Below are 11390 nucleotides of genomic sequence, written 5' to 3'. Positions count from 1 at the left end.
CCGAACTGAGGTGATCATGTTGACCCCGCATCTGCCGAACCGACGACGTTTCGGTGTCGTGCTGCTCGCCCTCTGCGCCCTCGTCCTTAGCGGCTGTGTCGAGGCTGGCAGTGATGTGACCGCTGCCGACAAGCCGAAGGCCGGCGCGGACGAGTTCCTTCCACTGCTCGACGAAGGTTCGGGGGAGCCGTCGCAGGAGATACAGGACGCGGCGGCCAAGGAAGGCGGGCTGGTCTGGTACGACAGCAGCACGCAGGAGCAAGCCGCTCAGATCATGAAGGCGTTCCAGCGGAAGTACCCGTTCATCAAGGAGGTCAGCCACGTCCAACTGGTCGCCGGCGACATCGCCACTCGCGTCGTGCAGGAGGACCAGTCCGGACGGTCCACAGCGGACGTCGTGAGCAATGCGGCGGAGCTGATGACCCCCCTGGACGAGCGCGGGCTCATCGCGCCGCTGGAGGCCGACAAGCTCGCGATGCCGAGCGACCTCGTGGCCGGAGACCTCGCGGTCACCTCGACGACCGCGTACGGGATCCAGTACAACACGAAGCTGGTCGCCGCCCAGGACGTGCCGAAGACGTGGGACGACCTGCTCGATCCAAAGTGGAAAGGAAAGATCGGGCTCTGGTCCCTGCCGGCTCCCTTGGTCAACCTCGTACCCACCTGGGGTGGTGACGAGACGCAGTCGTTCGTCAAGTCGCTGATGGCGCAGCAGCCGCAGGTCTTCCAGTCGGTGTTCGAGATGACCTCCGCGATCTCGTCGGGTCAGCTGCCCCTGGGGATCGGCGTCGACCGCCTGACCTCGATCGCCAAGGCACAGGGGGCACCGACGGACTTCGCCGCCGCCGACCCGCTCTCGGTGTCCGTTCTGTACAGCGCGGTGGTCCAGGGGGGTGCCAACCCGAACGCCGCTCGCCTGTTCATCTCCTGGCTCGACTCCGCCGAGGGAGCCAAGGCGCAGGAGGACGCGACCGGTCGAGCCAACCCACAGGTACCGGGGACCAAGGTCCGAGACGAGTACCAGGGCAAGAACCTGTCGGGCTGGCCGCCGGGCAACACCGACCAGGTGAAGGAGTGGGCAGACGCGTTCACCGAGCTGATCCAGGCAGCCGGCTGACCGCGACGCGACCTTCGTTCCATCGCGGAGTGGCGGAGAGGAAGACGAACGCGTGCAGACCGACGTTGTCGTGCCGAGCCCCGCGGCACCGCCGCGGGAACCCGGCGTCCCGGGCACCGCGACCGGCCGCGTGGTCGGCCGCGGTGCCCGCGCCGTGCTGCGCTACGCACCGCTGCTGGTCGTCGGCGCCATACTCGCCTACCTCGTCCTGGCGCCACTGGCCGTCCTGCTGTGGAGCAGCTTCAAGCCAGGCGGCGTCATCGACAGCGCCGGCCTGACGCTCGCCAACTACCTCGAGGTGTACAGCCGACCGCGGATCTACCGGATGCTCGGCAACACGATCGTGTTCGCCGTCGGCAGCACGGTGTTCGCCGTCGTCGTCGGTGCCGCGCTGGCGTGGCTGTTCGAGCGAACCGACCTGCCGTCGCGTCGCTTCCTGCGGTCGTTCATCGTTGTCCCGCTCGCAATGCCGCCCGTGCTGCTCGGGGTCGCCTGGGTTCTCCTGCTCGACCCGACCATCGGAGTGATCAATTCCGGCCTGGGTCTGCTGTCGATCGGCCCGCTCGACATCTATTCGATGTGGGGGATGATCTTCCTTGAAGGCGTCGCGTTCGTGCCGACGACCTACCTCATGCTCGCCCCGGCGTTCCGCAACATCGACTCGTCGCTGGAGGAGGCGGCGCTCACCAGTGGCGCCGGAACGTGGATGCTCCTGCGGCGTGTGCTGATCCCGCTCGTGACGCCGTCGTTGCTCGCTGTGTCGTCGTTCCTGTTCATCGCGAGCTTCCTGTTGTTCGACATCCCCGGGCTCATCGGCCTTCGCGGCGGGATCCACGTGCTCGCATCGGAGATCTACGTGGCCAGTCAGCCACAGGCCGGGTTTCCCGAGTACGGCGAGATCGGCGCGCTTGCGGGCATCCCGCTGATCATGCTGCTCATGCTGACCTGGGCCTACCACTTCTTCGTGCGCAGGTCCTACCGGTACGTCGTGGTGTCGGGTAAGGCTCGCCACCGTAGGCTGTTCCGGCTCGGCAGGTGGCGCACGCCCTGCGTGATCGTCGTGTGGGTGTACTTCCTGTGCGCGATCATCGGGCCGACCCTCGCGCTCGCCGCGGTCAGCTTCTTCCCCTACTACACGGGCATCAGCCGGGACGCGCTCGCCGGACTCACGTTCGCCAACTACGGCGAGCTGCTGTCCAGCCCGACCATGCTGTCCGGCGCGTGGCACACACTGGTCGTCGCGGTGGTCACGGCGACGTTCCTGATGTTCTTCGCGCCCTTGGTGTCCTGGGTGGTCACGAAGACCAGGCTGCGTGGGCGCGGTGTGGTCGACGCGCTGGCGTTCATGCCCATCGGCATCCCCGCGGTGATGATCGGCGTCGCGCTGATCTTCCTGTATCTCCAGCTTCCGTCGGTGCCCATCTACGCGACGATCTGGATCATCGCCATCGCGCACATCACGACGTTCACGTCGTTCGCCACCCGGACGACGAACGGTGCGGTGATGCAGATCGCGCCCGAACTCGAAGAGGCGGCGCGAACGAGCGGGGCGACCCGCGCCGCGGCGTTCCGGCGGGTCATCCTGCCACTCGTCCGCCCGGCGATGTTGATCGTGTTCGTCTGGGTCGCCGCGCATTCGATCCGCGAACTGTCCTCCGCGTTGCTGCTGCAGGGCACCGACAACGAGACGGTGCCGACGGTCCTGTGGGGTTACTGGGAGAACGGCGAGCCGACGGTCACGGCAGCGGGTGGCGTCTTGCTGATCGCGGTGCTGGCGGTTCTGGTGTTCGCCTGGAGCCGGGTGCGAAAAGAGGACGGGGAGTACTGATGGTGGAGATCGAACAGCTGGTTCGCCGCCGGCCGCGGTCGGGTTCCTGGTTTGGAGCGTCGTCATGAGCATGTTGTCGGTCCGGAATCTGGGTAAGACTTACGATGGCCATGGGGCGGATTCCTTCGCGGTGCGGGACGTGAGTTTCGACGTTGCCGCGGGCGAGTTCTTCACCTTGCTGGGCCCGAGTGGGTGCGGCAAGACGACCACTCTGCGGTGCATCGCGGGGCTGGAGGCCCTGAACGACGGGGAGATCTCCATCGACGGCCGGGTCGTGGCGGCGCCCGCGCGCCGTGTCGAGGTGCCGCCGAACCGCCGGCCGATCGCCATGGTGTTCCAGTCATACGCGATCTGGCCGCACCTCAACGTCTTCGAGAACGTGGCGTTCCCCCTGACCGCGATGAAGGTCGGGAAGGCGGAGACCGCGACCCGCGTGGGGGAGGTGCTGGACCTCGTCGGACTGGGTGCGCTGGCGTCGCGATCCGCCACGATGCTCTCCGGTGGGCAGCAGCAACGGGTGGCTCTGGCCAGGGCGATCGTCAAGGAGCCGAAGCTGTTGTTGTTGGACGAGCCGCTGTCCAACTTGGACGCTCAGTTGCGGACGGAGATGCGTGACGAGCTCATCCGGCTGCGCGAGCGGTTGCCGATCACCATGCTGTACGTGACGCACGACCAGACCGAGGCGTTGACGTTGTCCGATCGCCTCGCGGTCATGCGCGACGGGGTGATCGAGGAGGTCGGACGGCCGCTGGATCTGTACCTGCGGCCCCGGTCGGCATTCGGGGCGCGGTTCGTGGGTCCGGTGAACACTCTGGACGGTGCGATCACCGCGCGGAACGGGACCTCGCTGACCATATCGACCCCGCGGGGGGAATTCGCCGCGGAGGTGTTCGAGTCCGACCTGAGCGACTCGGTCAGCCTCCTGGTCCGCCCGGAGCACATCGAGCTCAGCCCGATCGACACGGCCATGGGGTCACACCGGAACGCGGTCGACGGTGTGGTGCGGACGCGACGCTTCTCCGGCCGGTTCATCGACTACGAGATCGACACGCCGCTCGGTCAGATCAAGGCCGTCCAGGACGCCAACACCCCCTACACACAGGGCGATCGCCTCATGGTCCACCTACCCCCCAAGCGTTGCATCGCCGTCCCGCAACACTCCGAGAACGGCGGTGTGGACACGGCGCAAAACACTGCGGACCACAGCGACGAGCAGGTGGCGAAGGGGTGAGCGTCGTGGACTTCGACGAGACGTTCGACGTCGTCGTGCTCGGGTCCGGCGCGAGCGGCACGGCTGCGGCCGCGACCGCGGCGGCACACGGTGCGACGGTGCTCCTGGCCGAGAAGGCCGACGTGCTCGGCGGCGGCACGGCCTACTCATACGGCGCGATCTGGCTCGGCGTCGACCCGTTCGGCCCGTCACCGCAGGCACCTCCGGCGCAGGAGCTGGCCGACGCGGTCGACTACCTCCGCTTCCTCACCGCTGACACGGCGTCGGTCGCGGAACTCCAACGGTTCATCCGGCGCTCCTCGTGGGCGATGCGGTCGCTGCGATCACTCGGCGTGCCGTTCAAGACCTTGCAACGGGTTCCGGACCACTACTTTCCCATGGCACCGGGGTCGCGGCCGAAGGGCAGGGTGTTCGCCACGGAGCTGTTCCGCGCGGCGGATCTCGGCGAGTGGGCCCCGCACCTCGGGCGGTCGCCGTACGTGCCGACCGGTGTCGACTGGGACGAGGCGATCGGCTGGGGCGGGCTGACCGACCAGACCGGCTGGGATCATGAGCTCGTGGCGTCCCGTCGTGCCGACGGGGATCACCGTGGTTTCGGTATGGGCCTCGCCGGCCACCTGCTCGCCGCGTGCCTTCGGCACCGCGTGGACGTCCGCACGGCGTGCGCCGGACACCGCCTCATCCTGGACGACGGCGCGGTGGCCGGCGTCGAACTGGTCGCGCGGCGTGGGGAGGAGCTCGTCACCCTGCGCGTCGGCGCGAAGCGGGGTGTCGTCCTCGCCTGTGGTGGGGCGGAGGGCGACACCGAGCTGGTCCGCAAGTTCGAGGACCTGCCGGCATGGCGTACCCATTTCCCACCGAGCGTCGAGGGCGACGGAATCCGGATGGCGCTGGAGATCGGCGCCGCGCTCGCGCGTGCCCGGCACAACCTCCGGGTCATGCTCGGCTACCAGCTCGACGTACCCGAGGGAGGCCGGCATTTCCGGTCGTCGGGAGTTCGTGAAGCGGCCGCTCCGCACACGGTCATCGTCAACGCGCGTGGAGAGCGGTTCGGCGACGAATCGTCCTTCCAATTCATGGTCAACGAGGTCAAGCGTTTCGACGTGCGGACCCATACCTACGTCAACTATCCGTGTTTCCTGATCATGGACGCGCAGTTCTTCGAGCGATACTCGTTCGCTGGCCGCCCGGTCGGCGAACCCGCACCGGCGTGGCTCGCCCGTGGTGGCGATCTGCGTGAGCTCGCCGGCAAGCTCTCGATCGACGCCGCGGGCCTGGAACGAACCGTCGAGGCGTTCAACGCCGGCGTCGCGGCCGGTGCGGATGTGTTCGGCCGCGGTTCCACGCCGTTCGCGAACATCATGGGTGGCACCGCACAAGCGGGAAGCTCCGCCAACCTCGGTCCGCTGACGCGTCCGCCGTACTACGGTGTCGCGCTCGTCCCGACCGGGATCAGTTCGATCACGCTCGAAGTCGACGCGGGCGGCCAGGTGCGCGACGTGCGAGGCCGGCCGGTCCCCGGCCTTTTCGCGTGCGGCAACAACGCCAGCGACATCGACACCGGGCCTGGCTACCAGGCCGGGCTGTCCCACGCCCAGGGGATGGCGATGGGTGTGACGATCGGGACCGCGGTCGCGGGCGCGCCGGTGCCGTGATGGCCGCGAAAGACCATGTCGATTCCAGGTCCGGTGGCGTGGTGCCTGCTCGGTCTGTTCCTGCTTCTCGCGGTGGCCGTGGTGATCCGGCTCGGTCACCACGAGCAGGCGGCCTCGACCAGCGCCGTCCGGCAGTCCGACGTCGCGGAGTTTCTCCTGCTGTTGGCCATGGCCGCGAGCGTCTCGCCGGTCGGCGCGCCCATTCCGCGCGCCGGCTGGCAGACCGTGTTGCTGCTCGTCACGTCGTGGTTCGCGGTCGCCGCGACCAGACCCCGCTCACCGGCGGGCATGAGCCGGCTGACGGAGCTGCACCATGTCGTGTCCGCGGTGGCGATGTTCTACATGGCGACCGTGATGCCGCACGGCGGGTCGGTCCACGGTCATCCGGCTGCTCCACTCCTCGCCGTGGCGATGGCGACATACTTCGGAATCGACGGCATCCGGTCGATGGTGGTGGCCGTGCGCACGGAACGGCGTTGGCCGAACCTGGTGGTCGTGCCACGTCTTCGCCGGCTGAGCCGTCCTGCCTGTCGCGCGGTGATGAGCCTCGGCATGGCCTACATGTCGGCGATCGCATTGTGAGCTCGTTGAAGGCTGGAGGCGGATCGATGACCTGCGAGCCCGACGACAAGGGACCACCGAGGACGTGGTGCCCACCCTGTGGCGCCAGCTGCCCCGAACGGGAGTTGGTCCGCCGTGGCCAGTACACGGAGGTGGGCGTGTGCAGGCACGTCGGCATGGGGACGACCTCGGCACAGGGCAGATCACCGGGCGGGCGCCGGGCCTCCTCGCTGGGTCGGCTCTTGCGCTGGTGGGGTCGCCGCGCGTCGTAGTCCAGCTTTCGGACAGATTCCGACCAGTCCAAGGAGCTGCCGTGGGCGAGTCATCCACAGCACCGACCCAGGCCGAGGTGAGCGCCGAGATGGCGGCCATCGCCAAGGAGTACGAGCCCGACGCGGCCGTCTCCCCGCAGACGCATCCGTGGCTGGACTACCCGCCGTATCGCAGCAGCATCCGGCGCCACCCGACCAAGGACTTGCATCACGCCGACCCGGAGACCCTCGAGCTGCACGGCCCGGTGTTCGGGCACCGCGATGTGGACCCGCTGGAGGCGGACCTGACGATCCGGCACGGCGGCGCGCCGATTGGCGAACGCATCGTGGTGAGCGGCCGCGTACTGGGCGGCGACGGCCGTCCTGTTGCGGGTCAGCTCATCGAGATCTGGCAAGCGAACGCATCGGGACGATACGTCCACAAGCGCGACCAGCACGATGCCGCGATCGATCCGAACTTCACCGGGATCGGCCGGTGTCTGACCGGACCCGATGGCGCGTACCAGTTCACCACGATCAAGCCGGGCCCGTACCCGTGGCGCAACCACGACAACGCCTGGCGGCCGGCGCACATCCACTTCTCCCTCTTCGGCACGGGCTTCACTCACCGGCTGGTCACCCAGATGTACTTCCCCGGTGATCCGCTGCTGGCGCTCGACCCGATCTGTCAGTCCATCAGGGACCAGTGGGTGAGAGAGCGACTCGTGGCGACCTATGACCACGACCTGTCCCGACCGGAGTGGAGCACGGGCTACCGCTGGGACATCGTGCTCACCGGCAGCGCGCGCGTCTGGGAGGAGACCGAGCCGTGACCCGGACCCCGACGCCTGGCCAGACGATTGGGCCGTTCTTCCACGACGCCCTGCCATACGACGGTGGCCAGGAGCTGGTACCGCCGGGCCGTCCCGACGCGATCCTCCTGTATGGACACGTGTGGGACGGCGACGGCGACCCGGTGCACGACGCGCTGCTGGAGATCTGGCAGGCCGACGCGGCCGGGCACATCTCGCGTTCCCCCGGCTCACTGCGCCGCGACGGCCACACCTTCACGGGATGGGGCCGAGCCGCCACGGACAACACGGGTCGCTACGCCTTCACCACGGTGTGGCCGGGCCGCGTCGATGTAGGGCGGCCGCCCTACATCGCGCTGACGGTGTTCGCGCGTGGCCTGCTGAACCGCTTGTTCACCCGGATCTACCTGCCCGACGACGACCACGCGGCGGATCCGCTGCTGGCCGCATTGCCGGAGGAACGGCGCCGCACGCTCGTCGCGACACAGGACACCGCGGGGTTGCGGTTCGACGTTCGAATGCAAGGCGAGGGCGAGACCGTATTCCTCCGCTATCCGGAGTACCCATGACCGTCGCTCGACAGTTGTCGATCGTCGACTTCACCGGTGACGAGTCCGGACCGACACGGGATCTGCCGTTGCTGGTACTCGGCCCATCCCTGGGAACCACGGTGCGGAACCTCTGGGGCGCTGCCGCGGCGAAGCTCACCGGTCGGTTCCACGTACTCGGCTGGGACCTCCCGGGACACGGGACCGGCCGGCCGGCCGGCCGGCTCGACATCGCCGGGCTGGCACAGGCCGTGCTGGCGATCACCGACCGAGAGTTCCACTACGCCGGTGACTCCATCGGCGGCGCGGTCGGCCTCCAGCTGTTGCTCGACGCCGCGGACCGGGTCCGTTCGGCGACGCTCGTGTGCACGGGTGCCCGCATCGGCGACGCCGCGATGTGGCACGAACGTGCGGCGGCAGTCCGCGCACACGGCACCGGAGCCCTCCTGGACATGGCGCGGGCCCGATGGTTCGGCCCCGGTTTCACCCAGCATGAGCCGGCCGTGGCCGACGCGCTGCTCGACGATCTGCGTCACACCGATCCGACCAGCTACGCCGCGGCCTGCGAGGCACTCGCCCGGTTCGACGTCCGAGACCGGCTGGCCGAGATCACCGCGCCCGTCCTCGCGATCGCCGGCGAGGTCGACCGCGTCACCCCCACCGCGTCGTTGCGCCAGATCGCCGGCGGTGTGCAGCACGGCCGGCTCGAGACGATTCCCGGTACCGCACACCTCGCCCCCGCGGAGGAACCAGGCCTGGTCGCCGGCCTGGTCGCCGCCAACACGGCCGCCGAAGTCACGGCGACGGGGACCGCGCAGGTGCGTGCGGAGGGCATGCGCGTACGCCGCGAGGTGCTTGGCGACGCGCACGTGGACGGAGCCACCGCGCAGACCACCGAGTTCACCGCCGACTTCCAGGAGTTGATCACCCGCTACGCGTGGGGCGAGATCTGGACCCGGCGAGGGCTGGACCACCGGAGCCGTTCCCTCATCACGCTGTCGGCGCTCGTCGCCCTGGGACACCACGACGAGCTGGCGATGCACGTCCGGGCCGCACGAACGAACGGTCTGACCTCCGACGAGATCAAGGAGCTACTCCTGCTCACCGCCATCTACTGCGGCGTCCCCGCCGCGAACACCGCGTTCCGCATCGCCCAGCGAGCCCTCACGGCCGAGGAGAGCACGACTACGGAGGGATGACGTCGTGGAGATCGCGCCGGATGCTGACGCGGCCGTTCGCGGAATCGTGGACGGCTCGACGGTGCTGATCGGCGGCTTCGGTCGGGCGGGGTTGCCGTTCGCGCTCGTCGACGCGCTGCGACGTGGCGGCGCGCGGGAGCTCACGGTGGTGAACAACAATGCGGGAAACGGGTCCACCGGACTGGCCGCGCTGCTCGCCACCGGCCAGGTTCGCAAGATCATTTGCTCGTTCCCGCGCCAGTCCGACTCGTTCGTCTTCGACGAGCTGTACCGCGCCGGTCGCGTCGAGCTCGAGGTGGTGCCACAGGGCAACCTGGCTGAGCGGATCCGTGCCGCGGGCGCCGGGATCGGTGCGTTCTACACGCCCACCGGCGTGGGAACGCCGCTCGCCGAGGGAAAGGAGACCCGAACCATCAACGGTCGCGAGTACCTGCTCGAGTACCCGATCCACGCTGACGCCGCGCTGATCCGCGCGCACACGGCCGACCTGGCGGGCAATCTCGTCTACCGCAAGACCGCCCGCAACTTCGGCCCCGTCATGGCCACCGCGGCCCGGCTGACCGTGGCCGAGGTCTCGCGGCTCGTGCCGGTCGGCGATCTCGACCCGGAAACCGTTGTCACGCCAGGGATCTTCGTCAACCGCGTACTGGACACCGCGCAGCCGATCGACCTGGAGGAGTCATGACGATCGAGTACACCGACCGTCGTCCGCTGAGCCGGAGGGAGCTGGCCGGGCGCATCGCCAAGGAAATCCCACCCGGCTCCTACGTCAACCTCGGAATCGGCCAGCCGACGACGGTCGCCGAACATCTCGACCCCGCGCACGGCATCGTGTTGCACACCGAGAACGGCATGCTGGGCATGGGCCCGAGGGCGTCCGGTGACCGAATCGACCCCGACCTGATCAATGCCGGCAAGATCCCGGTCACGGAGTTGCCCGGCGCGTCCTACTTCGACCATGCCGAGTCCTTCGCGATGATGCGCGGCGGACACATCGACATATGCGTGCTCGGCGCGTTCCAGGTCTCCGCTCGTGGCGATCTCGCCAACTGGCACACGGGAGACCGCGACGCGATCCCCGCCGTAGGCGGCGCGATGGACCTCGCAACGGGCGCCAAGGACGTCTACGTGATGATGACCCTGTTCACAAAGGACGGCGCCCCGAAACTCGTACCCGAATGCGGCTACCCGCTCACCGGCCTCGCCTGCGTGAGCCGGGTGTACACCGACCAGGCCATCTTCCACATCGGACCCGACAGCGTCGTGGTGACCGAGACGTTCGGCACCACCTTCGCCGAGCTCACCGAACGGCTCGACGTGCCACTCCATGGCATTGACGATTTCACGGTGGCCGCCAACGGCAATGACAGCACAGTCAGTCGAGGCGAGTTGAACCAGGCAGGACCGATCACTTGACAACACATAAGCGTCAGATCCACCGTTGATCCCAGTCCCGGCAGATCCTGCGACGGTGGGCCGCGGATGCCGGGCTGGACACCGACGGGTCGACCGACCAACTCGACCTGGTCGAGCAGGACCTGGTGGACGAGTTGTTTCCGCGGCTGTTCGAGTGGATGGTGAACCGTGTACGCCGGTTGCCGACCGGGCAGACACTGGCCGAGTCTTGAGCATCATGCCGATCGCAGGTTGGGGTCCTACTGCGGGATCACCGAGCAGGACGGCGCTGTGATCTGTCTCTGGCGAGCAGCGGCTGCGGGTCGCGTGGGCTGTCACTATTGGTGGGGCACCCGCCCTGGCCTCGGCTCGTAGACCGGTTCCTGCAGATCCTCGACCAGCCCGGCCACGAACACGGGGGGCCGGCGACGAACGTGGGAACATGCTGGGTGCCGATAACCGATGCCTGTAGCAAACCAGCCGCATTGAGCTCCATCTTCGAAAGGAGGAGACGTGCGGTGGCGATCCCGCCTTCTAGCGGCGGTTGGAGCGTGCACGATCAGGACAGTCGTATCGTGGTGCAGCGGCCAGCAACACGACCATTTCACGCCTAAGCGCCGTCTCGTAACGGGTGGTGTGGTTGGTGGCGCTCGGTGTTGATGTCAATCGGCGTGGACGATGTTGTGCAGGTGGGCGATTCCGGACACGGCGTCGGTGAGGGTTTGGCGGCGCGGCGGTAGTCGCGGAGGATCTTCCAGCACTTCATGCTGGCCAGGGTGTGCTCGACCCGAGC

10 protein-coding genes and 2 pseudogenes are annotated in these 11390 nt (G+C 68.3%); 11 read left to right on the top strand and 1 reads right to left on the bottom strand.

Features of this window, described 5'->3' with window-relative positions:
• Positions 1-16: 16 nt before the first annotated feature.
• The 11 genes and pseudogenes from ACRDTB_RS16295 to ACRDTB_RS16245 all read left to right on the top strand — a co-directional run bounded on the left by ACRDTB_RS16295 (position 17) and on the right by ACRDTB_RS16245 (position 10618).
• Positions 17-1117, top strand: a complete 1101-nt coding sequence (locus ACRDTB_RS16295; RefSeq protein WP_431431146.1) for an ABC transporter substrate-binding protein — start codon at positions 17-19, stop codon at positions 1115-1117.
• A gap of 52 nt (positions 1118-1169) precedes the next feature.
• A complete protein-coding gene (locus ACRDTB_RS16290; protein ID WP_431431145.1) occupies positions 1170-2945 on the top strand; it encodes an ABC transporter permease in 1776 nt (591 codons plus the stop codon).
• Between the two features lie 139 nt (positions 2946-3084).
• Entirely contained in the window at positions 3085-4176 is a 1092-nt protein-coding gene (locus ACRDTB_RS16285) for an ABC transporter ATP-binding protein (RefSeq protein ID WP_431431144.1), read from the top strand.
• Positions 4173-5831, top strand: coding sequence for an FAD-binding protein (locus ACRDTB_RS16280; RefSeq protein ID WP_431431143.1), 1659 nt, complete (start codon positions 4173-4175; stop codon positions 5829-5831). Before ACRDTB_RS16285 ends, ACRDTB_RS16280 begins: the two co-directional genes overlap by 4 nt.
• A gap of 15 nt (positions 5832-5846) precedes the next feature.
• The gene (locus ACRDTB_RS16275; RefSeq protein ID WP_431431142.1) at positions 5847-6413 is read left to right on the top strand and encodes a DUF5134 domain-containing protein; all 567 of its coding nucleotides are present in this window, start codon (positions 5847-5849) and stop codon (positions 6411-6413) included.
• Between the two features lie 340 nt (positions 6414-6753).
• Complete coding sequence (gene pcaH, locus ACRDTB_RS16270; RefSeq protein ID WP_431431179.1) at positions 6754-7476, top strand: protocatechuate 3,4-dioxygenase subunit beta; 723 nt, start codon at positions 6754-6756, stop codon at positions 7474-7476.
• A complete protein-coding gene (gene pcaG / locus ACRDTB_RS16265; protein ID WP_431431141.1) occupies positions 7473-8024 on the top strand; it encodes a protocatechuate 3,4-dioxygenase subunit alpha in 552 nt (183 codons plus the stop codon). The genes pcaH and pcaG overlap by 4 nt, the downstream gene beginning before the upstream one ends.
• Positions 8021-8743: pseudogene (locus ACRDTB_RS16260) on the top strand (alpha/beta fold hydrolase); the annotation flags it as partial. The gene pcaG and the pseudogene ACRDTB_RS16260, both read left to right, overlap by 4 nt.
• Positions 8744-8836: 93 nt before the next feature.
• On the top strand, positions 8837-9202 hold the full coding sequence (gene pcaC, locus ACRDTB_RS16255) for a 4-carboxymuconolactone decarboxylase (protein ID WP_431431178.1): 366 nt from the start codon (positions 8837-8839) through the stop codon (positions 9200-9202).
• 4 nt (positions 9203-9206) lie between these two features.
• Positions 9207-9887 carry a 3-oxoacid CoA-transferase subunit A gene (locus tag ACRDTB_RS16250; RefSeq protein ID WP_431431140.1) on the top strand — a complete coding sequence of 227 codons (681 nt, stop codon included), beginning with the start codon at positions 9207-9209 and terminating at the stop codon, positions 9885-9887.
• Complete coding sequence (locus tag ACRDTB_RS16245) at positions 9884-10618, top strand: 3-oxoacid CoA-transferase subunit B (RefSeq protein WP_431431139.1); 735 nt, start codon at positions 9884-9886, stop codon at positions 10616-10618. The genes ACRDTB_RS16250 and ACRDTB_RS16245 overlap by 4 nt, the downstream gene beginning before the upstream one ends.
• Before the next feature lie 641 nt (positions 10619-11259).
• Here ACRDTB_RS16245 and ACRDTB_RS16240 read toward each other — a convergent pair.
• Positions 11260-11390: pseudogene (locus tag ACRDTB_RS16240) on the bottom strand (IS5/IS1182 family transposase); the annotation flags it as partial.

Origin of the sequence: Actinophytocola sp. (genome assembly GCF_050699935.1) — a bacterium.
Lineage (GTDB): Bacteria > Actinomycetota > Actinomycetes > Mycobacteriales > Pseudonocardiaceae > Actinophytocola.
Note: the sequence above shows the minus strand (reverse complement) of the source record. Positions and strands in the feature narration are given on the sequence as shown.

Bases quoted from the DNA above. Each gene is read 5' to 3' on its own strand.
- ACRDTB_RS16295 (WP_431431146.1), top strand. From the start codon at position 17: ATGTTGACCCCGCATCTGCCGAACCGACGACGTTTCGGTGTCGTGCTG.
- ACRDTB_RS16275 (WP_431431142.1), top strand. From the start codon at position 5,847: ATGTCGATTCCAGGTCCGGTGGCGTGGTGCCTGCTCGGTCTGTTCCTG.
- pcaH (WP_431431179.1), top strand. From the start codon at position 6,754: ATGGCGGCCATCGCCAAGGAGTACGAGCCCGACGCGGCCGTCTCCCCG.
- pcaC (WP_431431178.1), top strand. From the start codon at position 8,837: ATGCGCGTACGCCGCGAGGTGCTTGGCGACGCGCACGTGGACGGAGCC.
- ACRDTB_RS16245 (WP_431431139.1), top strand. From the start codon at position 9,884: ATGACGATCGAGTACACCGACCGTCGTCCGCTGAGCCGGAGGGAGCTG.